This window comes from Blastococcus sp. SYSU DS0539, from assembly GCF_054050855.1.
Window position 1 is genome coordinate 1 of sequence record NZ_JBJHAF010000006.1, and the last position, 16,561, is coordinate 16,561.

The 16,561-nt window shown below is 69.4% G+C and carries 15 protein-coding genes; 6 read left to right on the forward strand and 9 right to left on the reverse strand.

Going from position 1 to position 16,561, the window contains the following annotated elements; all coding sequences use genetic code 11:
• The 3 genes from ACI790_RS09165 to ACI790_RS09175 all read left to right on the forward strand — a co-directional run.
• A partial coding sequence (locus ACI790_RS09165; RefSeq protein WP_456569471.1) for a tetratricopeptide repeat protein occupies positions 1-545 on the forward strand: 545 nt, incomplete at its 5' end.
• A 391-nt stretch (positions 546-936) separates the two neighbouring features.
• Complete coding sequence (locus ACI790_RS09170) at positions 937-1,830, forward strand: tyrosine-type recombinase/integrase (protein ID WP_456569472.1); 894 nt, start codon at positions 937-939, stop codon at positions 1,828-1,830.
• A gap of 61 nt (positions 1,831-1,891) precedes the next feature.
• Positions 1,892-2,254 (forward strand): DUF6578 domain-containing protein, encoded by a 363-nt coding sequence (locus ACI790_RS09175; protein WP_456569473.1) that lies wholly within the window; start codon positions 1,892-1,894, stop codon positions 2,252-2,254.
• An 88-nt stretch (positions 2,255-2,342) separates the two neighbouring features.
• Here ACI790_RS09175 and ACI790_RS09180 read toward each other — a convergent pair whose 3' ends face one another.
• The 3 genes from ACI790_RS09180 to ACI790_RS09190 form a co-directional block, all read right to left on the reverse strand.
• Positions 2,343-3,284 (reverse strand): hypothetical protein, encoded by a 942-nt coding sequence (locus ACI790_RS09180; RefSeq protein ID WP_456569474.1) that lies wholly within the window; start codon positions 3,282-3,284, stop codon positions 2,343-2,345.
• Positions 3,285-3,759: 475 nt separating this feature from the next.
• Positions 3,760-4,041, reverse strand: coding sequence for a hypothetical protein (locus ACI790_RS09185; protein ID WP_456569475.1), 282 nt, complete (start codon positions 4,039-4,041; stop codon positions 3,760-3,762).
• Positions 4,042-4,094: 53 nt separating this feature from the next.
• Positions 4,095-5,015, reverse strand: a complete 921-nt coding sequence (locus tag ACI790_RS09190) for a helix-turn-helix domain-containing protein (protein ID WP_456569476.1) — start codon at positions 5,013-5,015, stop codon at positions 4,095-4,097.
• 71 nt (positions 5,016-5,086) lie between these two features.
• On the opposite strand from ACI790_RS09190, the gene ACI790_RS09195 reads away from it, so the two are divergent.
• Complete coding sequence (locus tag ACI790_RS09195; RefSeq protein ID WP_456569477.1) at positions 5,087-5,848, forward strand: hypothetical protein; 762 nt, start codon at positions 5,087-5,089, stop codon at positions 5,846-5,848.
• A gap of 302 nt (positions 5,849-6,150) precedes the next feature.
• Here the strand turns inward: ACI790_RS09195 and ACI790_RS09200 are convergent, their stop codons facing one another.
• The 4 genes from ACI790_RS09200 to ACI790_RS09215 form a co-directional block, all read right to left on the reverse strand.
• Positions 6,151-6,603 (reverse strand): hypothetical protein, encoded by a 453-nt coding sequence (locus ACI790_RS09200; RefSeq protein WP_456569478.1) that lies wholly within the window; start codon positions 6,601-6,603, stop codon positions 6,151-6,153.
• A 595-nt stretch (positions 6,604-7,198) separates the two neighbouring features.
• Complete coding sequence (locus ACI790_RS09205) at positions 7,199-7,894, reverse strand: DUF4145 domain-containing protein (RefSeq protein ID WP_456569479.1); 696 nt, start codon at positions 7,892-7,894, stop codon at positions 7,199-7,201.
• Between the two features lie 102 nt (positions 7,895-7,996).
• Positions 7,997-8,320 carry a hypothetical protein gene (locus tag ACI790_RS09210; RefSeq protein WP_456569480.1) on the reverse strand — a complete coding sequence of 108 codons (324 nt, stop codon included), beginning with the start codon at positions 8,318-8,320 and terminating at the stop codon, positions 7,997-7,999.
• Between the two features lie 302 nt (positions 8,321-8,622).
• Positions 8,623-11,463, reverse strand: a complete 2,841-nt coding sequence (locus ACI790_RS09215) for an AAA domain-containing protein (RefSeq protein ID WP_456569481.1) — start codon at positions 11,461-11,463, stop codon at positions 8,623-8,625.
• A gap of 468 nt (positions 11,464-11,931) precedes the next feature.
• Here ACI790_RS09215 and ACI790_RS09220 point away from each other — a divergent pair, with 468 nt between their 5' ends.
• On the forward strand, positions 11,932-12,768 hold the full coding sequence (locus tag ACI790_RS09220) for a hypothetical protein (RefSeq protein ID WP_456569482.1): 837 nt from the start codon (positions 11,932-11,934) through the stop codon (positions 12,766-12,768).
• 807 nt (positions 12,769-13,575) lie between these two features.
• Here the strand turns inward: ACI790_RS09220 and ACI790_RS09225 are convergent.
• Positions 13,576-14,295, reverse strand: a complete 720-nt coding sequence (locus ACI790_RS09225; RefSeq protein ID WP_456569483.1) for an SGNH/GDSL hydrolase family protein — start codon at positions 14,293-14,295, stop codon at positions 13,576-13,578.
• A 134-nt stretch (positions 14,296-14,429) separates the two neighbouring features.
• Entirely contained in the window at positions 14,430-15,245 is an 816-nt protein-coding gene (locus tag ACI790_RS09230; RefSeq protein ID WP_456569484.1) for an alpha/beta fold hydrolase, read from the reverse strand.
• 59 nt (positions 15,246-15,304) lie between these two features.
• On the opposite strand from ACI790_RS09230, the gene ACI790_RS09235 reads away from it, so the two are divergent.
• Positions 15,305-16,237, forward strand: coding sequence for a hypothetical protein (locus ACI790_RS09235; RefSeq protein WP_456569485.1), 933 nt, complete (start codon positions 15,305-15,307; stop codon positions 16,235-16,237).
• Positions 16,238-16,561 lie beyond the last annotated feature (324 nt).

Sequence of the window (16,561 nt, forward strand, 5' to 3'; positions counted from 1 at the left end):
CCACCCGCCCCGACGCCTACACCCCCGACCTCGCCGGCGCCCTGAACAACCTCTCCAACCGGCTGGCCGACCTCGGCCGCACCGAGGACGCCCTGGCCGTCATGGACCAAGCCGTCGCCCTCTACCGCGACCTGGCCGCCACCCGCCCCGACGCCTACACCCCCGACCTCGCCGGCGCCCTGAACAACCTCTCCAACCGGCTGGCCGACCTCGGCCGCACCGAGGACGCCCTGGCCGTCATGGACCAAGCCGTCGCCCTCTACCGAGACCTGGCCGCCACCCGCCCCGACGCCTACACCCCCGACCTCGCCGGCGCCCTGAAGATGCACGGCTATGTCCTGACCCAGTTGGGCCACCACCAAGACGCCCTCGCCACCAACCGGGAAGCGGTGCGCCTGTATCGCGATCTACGCGCTAACCATCCCAACTGGTACCGCGACGAACTGGCGACCGCCCTGCACAACCTGGCGATCGACCTGCGGAACCACAACCTGGATGCTGAATCCGAGGAGGTCGAGCGCGAGGCGGCAGAGCTGACGGAGTGAGGGGGGAGGTCCCGCCCTAGAACACCTTCAAAACTCGTGCGACTCGTCGTGGGAGAGGACGCCGCACCTTGTGTGCACTGCGGGCGACTCGTCGGTGGGCAATCGCCCACGTCGAGGTGTCGAAGTCCCCCCTCGGACACTCCTTTGGGTCGGTTCGTGTTCAAGCGGTCGTAAAGACACGCTGGTCACGAGCCGAAGGAAACCGCATGAGGTTCTCCGCCCCCGTCCCGGCGGCATCTGAGCCGCCCACCTCCGTGGCGTCATCCGAACCGCTCTCCCTGCCTCCCATGCGAGGTCAGGTGTTTGAGGCGGTCGTCGATGCTTCCGGGCGCCTCACGGAGGCGCTTCCGCTGCCGCCTGGTGCGAGGGTCCGCGTGTCCGTGGTGGCACCGTGAAGCTCGAGGAGTTCTTCGTCGACTGCTTCGCCTTGACCAATACCGATGCCACGCAGCGGCTGTACGAGCCGTACTGGGAGCTGCTGGTGAGGCTCCTCGGTGACCAGGAGCTGAAGGACATCACTCCGGGGAACATCCGGATCGCCTCCAAGATCGCCCGGGACCAGCAGGCTGGGAGCCGGCGCCGCAACCACCAGAACGGGCTCTACGCGCAGGAGCACCTCATCGCCGCCGCCCGCATGCTGTTCCGCCGGGCCGTCGAAGAGGGCTACGCGACGAGCAACCCGGCCCTCCAGGTGGAGAAGCCGAAGCGCCCTGACGTCAGCCGCCACGCCCTCTCCCACACGCAGGTCCGAGAGCTGTTCGAGAGCTGCGAGCGGGACGAGGACACAGTCGTCTTGCGGTTCCTGGTAGAGACGGGGTGCCGCCGAGAGGGCCTCCTGAACCTGACGCGTCGAGACGTGCGCCCAGCTCGCCAGACCGTGTGGCTCGACGAGAAGAACAGTGCCCGCCGTGAGCAACCGGTCAGCCGGGCGATGACGCTCGCACTCCTCGCCGAGGACTGCCCCCTGTACGACCTCACTCGCCGACAGATGGACGGAGTCTGGAACCGCGTGCGGCGCCAGGTCCCCTGGGCTGAAGATTTGGGGGTGTCGAGCCACTGGATGCGGCACTACGCCATCTCCAGCATCGAGCAGGTCGCCGGCTATGCGACGGCGGCGGCGTTCGCTGGGCATCGGCTGGTGCGTGGGGCGACCGCCTCGTACGTGAAGGTGGGCCTTCCCGAGGTCGCCACTGCGTTCTCGCACCTTTGGGGCGAGCCGCATCCGTGCGCAACGCCCCACTCGCCCGAGGCACCGGCGTCTGCGCAGGTTGCCGCCGCCTCATGAGCGAAGCCTGTGCCTCTGAGCCGTCCGTTGTGCGCCCAGTCCCCCACATAGATTGCTCGCCGTGGACGTCGTTGTAGAAGTAGGCGGCTGGGAGCACGAGTGCTGTGGGGACGCCATCGAGCGCAACCAGCTCGTGGACTTCCAGTGCATCCGCTACAAGGGGCCGGACGGCCAGATGCGACTCGCCGAGAGCCACCACGGCGGCCTTGACGTCTCCGCAGATGAGCGCGTCCGGGGCCGGGTGACCGAGATACAGGTGGTTCACGACGGAGGGGGCACGCAAGCGATCCTCCGCTTGCCGAGCGGGGAGGCGCTGCGCGGCTTTGACGATGATGACGACGGCCACCTGGAGGACCCGTGGACCGGGGACGTGGTCACTTCGGCCAGCTTGGAGTTTCTTGTGACGGTCCGGACGTCCTCCTAACAGCCGCCTCGAAGCCATCGGGGTGGTGCTGGGCCGTACCGCGAGTGCGCTCGGCATCAGGTCGACTGTCCTCTGTCCTTGCTCCGGCTCAAGATCCCGGCGGCTCGCCGTCCGCGGGTACCTGGGTCACCCACCACGGTCGCCGAACCGGTCCGAGGTCCTCGCCGTCCAGCCCAACGTCCCGTGCCGGCACGAGGATCTGGCTGGGCCGTCGTGGGTCGTCGACTCCGAGGTCTCGAAGGCGGTCTGCGATGGCACGTGTGCGGACGACCCAGAGAACGGCCCGAGCGGCGTGAAGTTGCTCGCAAGCAGCTTGGCAACGGTCGAGCTTGTGACGGAGGACGGGGGTGTGCTTCCCGCTTTCCTCCACCTCCAGCGTGTAGGTGGTCTCAGCCAGGTCGTCGTCATCCGCTGGCGCCCCACCGCAAAGCCGGGCATGAAGGGCAGCGCCGTGAGGGCCGAGCGGGAATGACTGCACCACCAGACCGTCCGGGATGAGGCCTCCGGTGAGGCTGCCGATAGCCCCGTCTGCGTCTCCGCTTGTCCGTAGGGCCGCCCACGCCCGAGCGGTCACCTCTGCGGACCATCGCCGGCAGGCGGCTCCCTGGGTGGACCGAACTGTGATGCCGTGGCCGCCTAGGGTCGCCGCCCGCCGCTGGAGCCATCGGCCGATGGCCGCCGGTGCGGTGGCGTGGGCGACGCTGTCAGCGGAAGGAATGACCTCTCGGCCACTGGCTCTGCCGGTCGCCTGCCAGCCGGTCGCCGTGAGCCACACGACGGGTGCTCCCCCGACGAAGCCGAGCCGTGCGCGCTGCTTGCGGCGCTTGTCCGTCGCGTCTTCGGCGACCAGGTGAGCCACGACGTCACGAGGGGCGCCAGCGGTCAGGAGCCCGTCGAGCGGTAGGGCTCCGTCCGCCTCGGCGAGGATGCGCAGGACCTCAGCAGCTGCGGCATCCATGCTGCGCCGCTGTGCATGGGCGATACGGGCGGTCTCGACCAGAGCATCCAGGTCCGGGGCAACGTCGCTCACGTACCCACCTCTCGGGCGCCGCAGGCGAGCGTCAGGCGCCGTTCGAGCCGACCGGTAGGGGTCCCCAGCCGCCCGCTCCTGGCGGCTGGGGGGACCGGACGACGAGTGAGGCGCCGGGGTCCAGGGGCGCGCCCCTGGTCGGGCGCCGAGGTCGGCCAGGGGTCCCCGGCGGCTGGGCTCCGTCGCGAAGCAGGAGAGCAGCCGTGGGGGTGGGCCGTCGCCGGTGGGCGAGGCGGCTCCACTGCGGACAGTGCCGTCCCGAGCGCCAGCGAGGGCCGAAGAACAATCCGCGTGGAGGTAGTCGGCCCCTCCGTCTCGTGTAGTTCGAGGAGGGGCCGACTACCTCCATGCGCAGCGAGGAGCCGCCGGGGGTGTCGGGGGCTCGCCCCCGATGCGTCCGCGTGAGCGGACAAGGGGCGGGTCCAGGGCAGCGAGCCCTGGCGTCGCGCAGCGGCGGTGCCAGCGCATGGGCCGATCACTGGGCGGCTTCCGGAAGGTCGAGCGCAGCGACGGAGAGGGCCTCGGCAATCGTCATCCCTTCGTCGAGGTAGGCGGCTGCCCGGCGGCGCTGCGGGGTCGTCAGAGCAGCGGCCTCCTCCACGAGCCACAGCACGGTGACCCTCAGGTCGTCCAGTGCGGTGGTGGGTCCGACGGCGTCTCGGAGTGTGCGGACGGCGGCGGCCAGGCGGCGCAGTTCGTCGTCGACCGGGTCGCCGATGGGCGGCTGGGGCGGGGTGGTCCAGGTGTTCAGAGTCATGCCACCCGACCGTCCGACCGGCGGCGGAAATCGCCCGGTATCTGGGGGCGGCCTCATGAGGGGCTGCGCAGGCTGAAGCCGAGGGCCTTCGCCAGCTCTCCCACCAAGTCGCCGACCTCGCCCTGCGGCAGCACGTACGGCTCTCTAGTTCGGGTCCGTGAGTCGCGTGCTGGCGGCACCGCTTCGTGCCCCGTGTCGAGGCGCAGGAGACGCTTGTAGAGCCTCGGTCCAACGTCCGCTCCGCTCAGCGGGATGGCGGTCAGCTCAGCCACCAGGTCCACCGCGGTCCGGACGCCGTCCTCGCGTGGCCGGCTGAGCGGATTGCACCCGGCAAGATCGGTGAGCCGCCAGCAGAAGTCCCACGCTTTCTTCAGCGGCCAGGTGGCCCTGAACAACTCCGCCTCCGCCGACGTAACGCTGGTGAGCAGCAGTGCCAGGACCGGCTCAGCAGCCCGCCACAGGGCATCCGGAACGTCGTCGGGCTGTGTCAGTGCGCCTCCCTCGGGTGATCTATGTGCTGTTCCTCTTCCCGAGAGTGTTGGTGTGCACGTGGCGTCGTCCCCGCCGGTCGCGTGCTGCACCTCATCAGGGCCGGAGATGCACACATCGGCGGCCGCTCGTGCTCGCCCAGCGGCCTTGGCCGCTGCGGATTGGGCGTCCTTGAGCGCTTGCGCTGCGATCTGGCTCGGACTGCCCGGGACGTGCAGCACGTACGACGTCGCCTTGCCCTTGTGCCCCTTCTCGACCCGGGTGAGCCATCCCCCCGACTCGAGGGCGGCCAGGGCGTGGTTGACGCTTCGCCGTGACCAGCCAGTCCCCCGCCGAAGCGTCTCCTGGCTGGGATAGGCCTCACCACGTTTCCCGGCGTAGGTGGCCAGGGTCATGGCGACGTGTCGCGCGAGCGCCGGTAGGTCGGAATCCCGGATGGCTCGGTTGTAGGCGAAGGGGCTGAAGGACGGCGATGTGGTGGTCATGCGGCTGGACCGTCCGGCCTCCCGCCGAAGTGTCAGGAGGCCTGCATCCAGCCGTCGGGCACCATGCCCCTGTGAGCAGTTGGGACCTCCTCCCGCCGGGGCACGAGCCTGAGTCGGACCCCGACACCTCGACGCCAACAGGTCTGCTGGACTTGCTCGACGCCCAGGCGGCCTTGTTGGTCGATGTCGCAACGGGCGGGTCGCGCATCGACGACGTCAACGCCCGGTACAAGCGGCGCCGTCGTCTGCTGGACGCCGCCCTGCGGACGCACGGTGTGCCCAGCCCCTTCCCCTTCGAAGACCTGTGGTCCTGGCGGGGCTACTGGCAGGCACACGACCTGTCGAAATACCAGAGCCGGCGTCAGAGGGTGGCGGAGCTGGCGCGCCCAACCCGTGAGGCGTTGGAGGCTCTCGTGGCCGGCGTGCAGGTGTCTGACCCCGGAACCGGGGGCTTGCCCAGCTGGGCTCAGCTCGACCAGCGGATCAGCGGCATCATCGCCGAGCTGTCCGGGGCGCAGAGCCGGGACGATCTGCAGGACGTCGGACGACGGTGCCGCGAGGTTCTCATCGACGCCTCGAAGCTGCTCGCCAACCCGGACCTGCTGCCCGCAGGCACGGAGGCACCGAAGGCCGCCGACGCGAAGGCATGGCTTGACCTGTTCCTGGCAGCGAATGCGCCGGGGCGGACGCACCGGGAGCTTCGGGCGTTCGTCCCTGTGGCCTGGGACCTTGCGCAGAAGGTGACGCACGGGGACATCGACCGGGTCGACACCTACGCAACTGCCCAAGCCACCGTGCTGATCATCCGGGTGTTGCAACAACTCGCGCCGTAGCTGCCGTGCCCGGCCAAGCGGTAGCTCGCCGATCTCGCGAACCACGTGCGGTGCCACGCCCTAGGGTGGCGTCAGGGAAAACCTCACAAAATCCTGGCGCTACTCGGCACTACCCAACGACGCGTTCTCGTGCTCGATGTGCCGCTCCACGTCGCGGGGCGAGCCCAAGAACCCACAGGTGCACTTGATCTTCTCCGTGCGCTTGTGAGGGTCGTATGTGACGTTGGGATTGATGGCGTGCCGTATGTCCGGATCCATGCCGCCAGCGTGGCCTGTCGCCGGGCGTTGCGCCTGCGGAGACACTAGGTCTTCAGCGTGTAAGGCCACGGCGGCAATGCTGCATGCGCATGAACCAGTTGGCCTGCGACCTCTATGAGGTCAGGCTCCAGGAACCGACCGGGTGGCGAGTCATCGACCGTGCGGATCCCCTGCTTCCCATCGGTGGCAGTGAAGGCGACCGCATGGATGACCTTGTTGCGTCGGTCAACGGCAGGCCGGGCGACGCGAGCGCACCATTCCCGCACGTGGCCTCGGTCAGGCTCGGCGAGCCGGTGGTCCGCGAGCTGTTCAAGCTGCGAGACGACGCCCCCTAGGGTGGGCTCGAAGGGCTTGTCAGAAGGCGTGCCCTTGATCTCGTTGATCGCGTCCCGGACACCGTGGTGCAGTCGCGCAGCTGCCCAGTTCACCCGCCCGATGAACGGTAGAAGCGACTCGTCGCACGGCATCGTCATCGCCAAAGCCGCGTAGTCGGTCACCTCGTCAGTCTGCTGGCCGGCGGCAAGAACCGCTGATTGGAGGCGCCAACCACGCCGGCCCCGAGGTGGCCGCTCAGTGACCTAGGCCAGTGCGTGTCGCCGAGTCCAGCGTGTCGCGCCCCGAACTGTCGGATCTGTTACTCACCATCGCACGAGCACGGTCAATCGGAAGCTGAGTCTGCGGAGGCAACGGGGATGTCGGAGAAGCTAGAAACTGAGTGCCCTGAGTGCGGGGGCAAGGTTCGATTCGCACTGGATGACGTTGCCAAGCAGCGCACGGTGCGCTGCTCCCGCGGCCACAGTGTGAAGCTGAAGGACGAGGGCGGTGGCGCTCGAAAGGCCTCCAAGGCGCTAAATGACCTTGATAAGGCCCTTAAGCGCTTCGGCAAGTAGCGACGCTCCAGCTTGGTTGGCGCAACTGCACCGCAGCGCCTGCAAGCCAGCGGTTTTGAGCCTGGGGGCTCCCCAACAGAGGGCGACTTCTGGATTGGTCATGGACCCGACGCCGATGCACCGCGCTCAGCGCCTGCCGTTGGGGCGGCACCATGTCTCGGGCCCGTGCACTGGGTCGCTGATTTGCGCAGACCCTGTCGATTTACTCTCTCGGCCTCTTCAGCGCAGCAAGCCGCGCCATCAGGCTGTCGTACTGATAGACCGCCTTGAGCAGCTCCTTAGCAACGTCGAGAGCCAGGCGCACTTCGGCGACACCAACCTGTTCGTAGTCGCGAGCGTCCACGTGAGCCGCGTCATTGCCGAGTAGTCGAAGATCGTCGAGCGCTGCCAGGAGAGCAGCCGGAAGCACCGCTCGCTCACCCAGTGCCTGCAACCGCTTCACGAGCGTGCCGCCTCCGGCACCCTGATCCGCACAGACCAACTCCAAAGTCCGGCGGGTCATAAGGGCACTCGCCCGATGGCAGCTGTTGGCTTCGCAGAGGATCGCCTCCTGGAACGCCTCAAGCACTTGGTCCGGCAGGTTGGTGGCGTCCCAATCCACGGTCTCCGGCGGGTATGCGGTGATCAACTCGCCGCCGTCGGAATGTGCGACCACGAAGACAACACCGCCGCACTCCGGTCGAGGGCAGCGGCGCACGCCGTACGCAACCCAGTCCGTCATCGGCGGCATGTTCGACACGGGCTTAGGCCCGACGAAGCCGGCGACCACGTCATGCATGAGGGCTTGCATCAAGACTTGGTGACGGCAGTGTGGGCATCGCATGGCCACCTGAACGGCGGAGGTCATGTCTGCCTGGAACTGGCCGCGTGGAAGGAGGTAGTCCACCTGTTCCGTCATGCGGTCAGTCTGCTGGAAGCTAGCGGACTTGTTCGCAGTCTCTCTAGGGGCCGTTCGCCGATACCGGCGGCCTAGAGCCGCACGATCGGCGTGACGAGGTCCTTAGTAAGGCTCTTCCACTACGACTACCGGACGTCCGTCCGGGAGGCGATAGAGCAAGACGTCCCCTGCGACGTTGCAGTCCTTGCCTTCGTCATGCCGCGCCTTCGCTGCCAGCGTCGCTCTCTCCTCGTCGGGCACCCACTCGATCGTTGGCCCACACGGCCAGCGCCCGAGCAGCGCGTCACTGCGCTTCATCCAGCTTCGGGCTTCCCTGTATGTCATCCGGCGCCCACGCGTGAGCGGTTCGCCGTCCGGTCCTCGAGGAACGAAGTCGCCGCCGTCCGCAGTTTCCGGGGCGCTGGAGCGGTCGCCGGGCTCGCTCATGCCCGGAGGCTAACGTCGGAACGGTCAACAGGGCAGGAAGCACGCACGTCCCATGACCGCCCGCGCCTCTGTCTGCAAGCGGCGGCGCTGTATTGTGCCCCCCGCACCGCTTGGACACCGGCGCCCGATCCGATGGGGTCAAGATCCCCCCTCGGACACCGAGTTGAACCCCCACGGCTTTCGGGCCGGCGGGGGTTCTGCTGTCTCCGGTAATGGCGTACCCGCCGAGTGCCTGAAGGACTGCTAAGGCCGGCCGGCTGGCCTCAGCTCTCGGGGCCTAACGGCTGTCCGCTCATCGGCGGTCAGCTGGGCGCGGGACTTTCCCCTGGAGCCGGATGCCCGCCCCGAGCCCTAGCAACGTCATGGGCGGCGGCTCGCGGTTCGGTCAGGCATCGCCAGGCTGGGATCCGCAGCACCTGCCAGCCGAGTCGCTGTAGCACCAGATCGCGGACGAGATCCTGGCGACGCTGCCGGCCACGGGCGTCAGCGTGCTGTGTTCCGTCGCATTCGACATCAATCTGACGCCCATCAGCGGCGGTCACAGCGAAGTCGAGTTCGTATCCGTCTACGACTGGCTTCAGCTGTACCTCCAGGCCAGCTTCCGTTAGCGCCGCGTACAGCCGCCGCTCAGGCTCCGAGTGCAGACGTCGGTCTTCCCTGTCGGTCGGTGTCGGCGTCGGGTGTTCACGGCTGGCGGCGTCAGCCAACGCCGCCAGGGTCGGCGTCGGCAGCTGCGCCAATGCCAGGGCGTCACCTGCGACGACCAAGGCACGGCGGGCCCGGCTAACAGCAACGTTGACCAGATTGCGTTGTTCTTCCACCCAGCGCGCAGTTCCGTGTCGTGCATTGGAGGAGAGCACTGGGCTGAACAGCACAATGTCTCGCTCGCCGCCCTGGAAGCGATGCGCTGTGCCCACAGCGACCCCACGGGCCTTCCACTGCTCCTCGCCGAGGGCGCGACGCAGCCCGTCCTCGATCAACTCTGCCTGGGCAGCGAAAGGGGTGACCACGCCGAGACTGCCCCGCTCGCCGGGGTGGTCGAGCACCCAGCGGACGATCGCGTCGGCTTCGGCGTGGTTGACCGCGCCGCTGCGCGGGCCGGGCTCGGTATGTCCGGCGACCTGTAGCCAATGGAGTCCGCGGACCGCGCCGTCCTGCCGGGTGACGTCGGTGAGCACGCGGAGGCTGCCTCCGTAGAACGCCTCGTTGAAGTAGGCCGCGATCTCCGGGTGGCAGCGGTAGTGCTCGTCCAACAGGAACGGTGGCCGCCCTGCGCGGCGAGCGAACGCTGTGAAAGCGGAGTCTTGCCCGTAGGAGACGGCACGGGCGTGCAGGTCATCCTGGGTAGAACCGACGGAGGCAGCGATGGTGGCAACGTCGCGCGGCGCAAGGGTGACCACAGGGGTCAGCTGATTGGGGTCCCCGACGACGACCAGCCGCTTGGCCCGGTAGGCCAGAGGCAGCACCTCGGCCACGCCGCATTGGCTGGCCTCGTCGATGACAACGAGGTCGAACAGGCCCGCGGTCAAGGGGAAGTTCCGTCCGGCGGACAGGGCGGTGCAGGCCCATCCGGTCGCTGAGGGGAAGGTCTCGACGACGGCGGCCAGGCGCGCGGCCTGCGCACCGCGGCGCAGGCGGGCCAGATGCATCAGCGCGGTGGCCCCAGTGCTGATCCGTGTCGCGACGGTCTGCTGGACGGCGGTGAGACTGGCCTGCTCCCACACGTGATCAGCGGCGGTGAGCTGGTCCCGCTCCGTCTCAGGGTCTCGTGGGCCGAGCGCGGTGACTGCGGCCTGGAGGGCGTCCCAGCGCAGTTCGGCTTCCGCCCACCCCGCCAGGTCGGCGAGCTGTACCGCTCGATCGATCGACACTTCTGCTGCGGCCAACGTGTGGCGGGTGCGGGCGGCGGTGAACGAGAAGGAGCGCTCGACCCGTCGTGCACGGCGAGCCAGCTGCACGCGGCGGTCGTGCACCGGGGAGGGCCTCGGCTGGCCCCACAACAACGTGCGGCGGGCCTCGAGGTCGAGGGCGAGCTGTCCGAGCTCACCCTCCAGGGCGGCCCGTTGCGCCAGGGCGTCATGCAGCCGGGTCCTAGTGGCGACGGCGACCTCAAGCTGACGTTGGCTGACTGCCGGGGAGACCCCGGGAGGCACCGGACGTCCGGCGAGGGCTTTCAGAGTCGGCGGCAGGGCCTCGCGATGTTCCGCATTGCCCGTTCGAATGAGCAGCCCGTCGTCGATCGCGTGAGCGCGCTCGACGGCGACCTTAACCGCCTCATTGTTGGTAGAGGCGACGAGCACGGTCTCCCCGCGTAGCCAAGCCGCCGCAACGGTCGCCGCGACCAGTTGGCTCTTACCGGTGCCGGGCGGGCCCCTGATGACGGTGACCGGCAGGACGCCGGTGGCAGCCAGGGCCTGCTCCTGGGAGTCGTTCAGCGTCAGCGGCGCGACCTGCGCCGGTTCGTCGCGCAACGAGATCTCGGGAGCTGGCTCCAGCAGGTAACGAGCGGCTGTCCGCGACCAGTCCCGGCGGGTACGTAGCTGGGTGAGCTCCTCGACGAGCCCGGCGGTGGCGCCGTTCGAGGCAACCCGGTAGGCGACAGCTGCGTTATACACGCCCGGAGGGTGCGACCGAGGCGTGGCTGACAGCCGCTGGGGGTCGAGGGCGGCGTGGTCGTCGAAGCCGAGCGCCATAAGCACGTCGGTCAGCTGGACCGCCAGCCCCTCGGCGTCGCCGAAGGCAAGGCCGTCGGCCGCCACGGCGCGTGCCGCCGCGAGCGCCTCGGGTGGGAAGAAGTCTTCGGACAGCAACGTCGGATTCAGGTAGGGCTCCGTGTCTTTCGCAAGCGCGGCCGTCTCCTCGGCGGTGGGTGGCTCCAGCCCGGTGACGGCGAGGGGTGCGACGCGACGAACGCGCCGGCGGTCGAGAACCACGACCAATGGCCAGCCGTAGAAGACGGCCTCCTCGCGCCCTGCGCCGTCGAAGAGCTGCCTCAGCTCGGGCCCCACGGGGACGGAGTCAGCGGTGCCAGCGACGAACTGCTCCGTGGCGAGTGGAAGCATTGCCCACGAGTCGGCGGCGCTGTAGTCGACCGCCTGGGCCAGTCCTGCGCGTTGCACACAGGCGAGGTGGTAGCGGACCAACTCGTCCCACCGAGGGTCGAGCGGGACGGGAGGAGGCACGGGGCAAGCCGCGGCCGGGAGGGGCGGACGAGCGCCGGCGACCGCTCCGCCATGCGCTGCGGCAGCAACCCGGTCATGGGTCTGAGTCGAGCACTGCAAGCAAGCAGTCCACTTGGTGTCAGGATCCCAGCGAGCCCTCGTCCCCGCCGGCAGAGTCCGCCGACAGCGCTGGCACGTCGCCGCGTACTTCAACGAGATGCACCGCTCAGCCACTCGCCTCACCGTCCCCCGCCGCGAAGTACGCAGGCCGACCCGCCACGGCCAAGACTCTCTGTCCTAACGGAACGCTATGGCACGGATCTGACAGATAAGCGGAGGCAGAAGCAGCGACATGCTCATCGCCGTGGCGGCCAGTAGTCGAGGGAGGTGGCTCTTGTGGACCGCCCGCTAGCCGATTCCTGTCAGGGGACGCAACGAGAGTGTCACCCCGTGGCCGCTCCCCCGATCGACTCCGACGCCGTCATGACAGGGATAAAGCGCAAGCTCGCCAGAGCTCGCGCGCTACTCGACGCCTTGTTGGACGACGTTGACAGAGTTCTGACGGCGGGCAGCGAAGGACCAACCCGCCAGAACTCTGATGGCACCTTCAGCTCCTTCTACATCCCCCGGGAGGTGCCCTCTCCCGCTTGGGGCATCTGGGTCGGAGAGGTCGCCCACCACCTCCGGTCCGCGATGGACAACACGGTCACCGTGCTGACGCTGCGCAACGGCACAGCACCCGTCCGGGACAACGCCTTTCCGGTTTGCCTTAAGCCATCCGAGTGGCGCAACCGGGTGGAGAAGAAGTGGCCCAACGCCGGTCCACTGGCCAACGTGAGCCGCACCGACGCCGACCTGATCGAGAGCCTTCAGCCCTACCGAGGAGTCGACCTCAGCACAGACCCGCAGGGAGCAGCCCGGAAGCCGCTCGCCGCACTCACGCAGGTAAACAACGCCGACAAGCACGCAGCTCTACATGGGGCGGTGGCCTGCCTGGCCATGACTGGCAGTCACCGCGTGCTCTCCATCGAGCCGAAGGTGCCCGTCGAAATCTTGTGGACACGCGAGCCTCTGACGCCCTTGGAGGCAGGCATGGAGATGACCCGGTATCAGCTGCTTGGCCCGATCCCGTCCAGGTTCCGCGCCCTCATCAACTGGCCGTTGTCAGTTCGGTTCACAGATCACCTCGGGCGCAGCATCGGCTTCCACGAACTGCCTGACATGTGGGACGCCGTCCTGCATGTGGTCAGCCACTGGGACGAGGAGATCGCCATCGCTCTGAAGTAGCCGGGACCCGCTTGACGTTGCCAGCGTTGACGGCGGACGCCAGCGTTAGTCGACTCACGAGGCGGACCGCACGGGGACGGCGGCGCACAGGTCACGGGACCAGCGGTTGCGCCGTTCCTTTGGCAGTTCAGGACGCCGCGTCTCGTCGAGGCCGTGCGTACCGGGTGCGGCTCCGCACGTCTACGGGGAATCCGTCCGTAGACGCGGGCGCAGGCGTGTGCGTATGTAGCGTGTCGCCCTCGGACACCGAGATGAACCCCACGGCCTTCAGGCCGTTGGGGGTTCTCCCCCTTCTGACGTTGGCGCGTCTCCTTGATGCTTGAAGTGCTTCGGCCTGCCGCCGCTCGAGGGAAACACGAGGCGCCCCGGGCTCGGGGCTCCAGGAGGGCCGTCTGAGTGCGTTACCACCAGGAGCGCAGGGCTGGCCGCGGTGGACTCGTTGCGAACGGAACGGTGACGGCCCTTCGTCCAACCGACCGACAGCCTCAGCCCTCGTTGCACAGGCCGTCGCCGTCGCGGCAGTACCCCTCGCCGCTGCCCTGCCGCCAGCGCCGGTCGTCTTCCTGGGCCCGTCGTTCGGCTTCCTCCAGCCACGTGCGTATGTAGCGTGTCCCTCTCGGACACCGAGTTGAACCCCACGGTATTCGTGCCCGTGAGGCTTCTCCCGTTCATGCCCGCACGGCTCCCGTGACCGCCAGGCGAAGCTCTGCTGGGGGCGTCCGCGGGGACCGGGGAATCGGCACCCTTCCACGGCGGCGCAACGCACGGGCCACCGCCCCTTCCACCGTTGCCGGTGGAAGGTCTGTGTCACACGTGTAGCGCCGTCCAGAATGCCCTCCGGACGCCGCCGGCGCCCCAGGCGTTCGGCTCGATGAGGCGGCTGAACCACAGGTCACGCTCCGCTGGGCGCGCCTCGGGCCGCGCAGGATCTCCGGCCCGAAGCCCGTGACCATGGAAGATCCCCCCGATGTCGGCCACCGCCGCACCGTGCCTCCCGGCGACGCCGCGCAGCGCCTGGTTGAGCTGGTCGATCGCCGCGACTGCATCCGGCCACGGCGGCAGCCCCAGCCTGACGGCGTCCCCCGTGCCGTCGCTCGGGTCGTAGACGGTCCCGACGACGATCCGACCGCCGGGCGCCACAAGACTGGTGAGTTGGGACAGTGCTCCGTCGACGGCCGCCTCCACGCGCGCGATGACCTGCTCAGCGCCGGCGCTGTCCCCGTACACCGACAGCAGGTCGTTGCCCCCGATCGTGAGGGTGACCACCGTGGGCCGGTTCGGCACCGCCCCGAGGCGAGGGAGCTGCACGTCCAGCAGGGTCCGGGTGGTCGCACCATCCATGGCCAACAGTAGGAAGTCGGTCTCGGGGTCGACCGTGAGGAGGTCGCGGCCACGCCAGTCGGGGAAGTCGTCGTCGCGGTTGCGGTAGAGGAGGCTGGCCCCTCCTCTACCGGGGCCGCCCGCGTAATCGTCGATGGAGATTGAGTCGCCCAGGGCGACGTAGAACGGTCGCGCAGCATCGGACATGGGGCCATCCTGCTCGTCATTCCGGGGCGCCACCGCCTGCCGGGCGGCTGTCGCGGACGCCGGAGGCGAGCTCGCCCGACCTCCTGCTCCGGTGACCCGCGCGGCCGGCCGGCGCGGACCGGCCACCCTCCCGCTCACCGCGAGGCGGCAGCGTCCACGGCCTCGGCCACCAGGGCGATGACCCGCTGCGGAACGTCGGCGATGCTGCTGTGGCCGGCGAAGGGCAGCAGTCGGAACCGGGCGCCCGGCACGAGGGCCGCCAAGCACGCCGACTGGCTTCCCGCGATCACGTCCTGGGTGCCCTGGGCGATGACCACCGGGCAGTCGACCATCCGGTAGTCCAGCGTCGCCTCGGGCAGGGCTGCGTACCGCAGCAGCCGCCAGAAGTCCTCCGCGGTCGCGAACTCGCGGACCAGGGCCGCTGCCTCGTCCGCCGGTGTGCGCCATCCCCTGACCCTGAGAAACCCCAGGACGGCCGTGCGGGGGACGGCGAAGCGCAGCAGCGGGCCGGCCACCGGGGCCAGGGCGCGGGTGAGCAGTCGTGCGCTGACGAACATGGCGGCCTGGTACGCCCGCTCCGGCGGGGTCACCGGCCCGGTCGGCGCGATGGCGACCACGGACGCTGGGCGGTGACGGCGGGCCAGCTCCAGGGCGATGCGGCCGCCGAGGGAGACCCCCAGTACGTGTGGCATGGACATTTCTTGCCGATCGAGCTCCCGCTCCACGGCGTCGGTCAGTGTCCTGACGTCGGGCCGCAGCGGCGCGGGCAGCGCTGGGGATCCGCCCTGGCCGGGGAGGTCGAGCGCCAGCACCTCGTACCGCCGGGCCAGCGCTGGCAGCACCGTGCCGAACTCGTGGATGAGACTGGCGAGGCCCGGCAGGAGCAACAGTGCCGGTCCGGTCCCCTGCCGGTGCACGTTGAGTCGTGGAAGCTGTGCCGACTGGTTCATCCACACATTGAACGCGAACCACGAGACGTGCCCGCCGCCAGCCTGGGTAGTGCCAGACGATGCACCTGTCGCTTCCCGGTCCTGCGGACCTGCTCGGTCTCCCGCGTTCTGTCGTCGACTCCTTCCGGTCAGCGGCCGCCGCCCTCCCCCGGGCCGAGGCGCTCCTACCCCGTGCCGACGACGTCCTGACGCAGGCGTTGGCGCTGCTCGACCGCGCGCCGTCCGTGGCCCGGGCGGTGCCACCGCTCATCGACACGGCCGCCGAGCTGCTCGAGAGGCTCGCTGCCGTCCTGACCCCTGAGCGGACCGCCGCTGTGAGCGGGCTGGTCGACCGGCTCGACGCCGCGCTGACCCCCGCCCGCGTGGAGGCGACGGCGCAGGCACTGGACGGCCTGGCGTCGCGTCCGGAACTCGTGCCCCGAGCGCTGGAGGCGATCGACCGACTCGCGTCCTCCCGCCGGCTGGACCGGATGACCGATGCCATGGAAGGGGTGCTGTCCAATCCGGGACTGGACCGGCTGTTGGACATCGCTTCCGACGACCGGATGGAACGACTGCTGGACCTGGCCGCCGACGAACGGGTCGGGCGACTGCTGGACCGCCTCGACTTCCTGCTCGTCGGCGACCGCGCGGGGCGCGTCCTCGACCGTGCCGCCGAGGTCCTGCACGACGAGCGACTGAGCCGGGTGGGCGCGCGCCTGGACCAGGCACTGTCCGCGGCGGGGACCGAAGCGCTGACATCCCTGCTCGAGCGGCTGCCGGTGCTGTTCACCGAGGAGCGGACCGCGCACCTGGCCGCGCTGGCCGACCGGGTGCCGCGGATGATCTCGGCAGTGGACGACGACCTCCCCACCGGCCCGGAACTCCGTCGGATGCCGGCTGACCTGCACGCGATGCTGGAGGTGCTCGACGACCTGCACCAGGTGCTGTCCGGGATGCCCGGTGCCGCCCGCGCTCGGGCACGTGGCGAGGACCCCCACCCGCAGGTCTAGCGATACCGGACGGTCGCGCCACCGTGGCCAGCGGCCGAGTTCCCTGGGATCGCTTCGGCGAGGCTCGCCGAGCACACCCCGGCCACACCAGCCTCGGCTTCCCGACCCGCGGCCCCACGCTCGGCAGCAAGCCAGGCGTCATGAGCCCCCAAGCCGTGTGCGTATGTAGCGTGTCGCCCCTCGGACACCGAGTTGAACCCCCACGGCCATCAGGCCGATGGGGGGTTCACTTGTCTCAACTGTCGGCACGCTCGTCTGATGCCTGAACACCGGCACCGGCACCGGCACCGGCGAGCCTGCTCGCCGGGCGGACGGGGCGTTTCG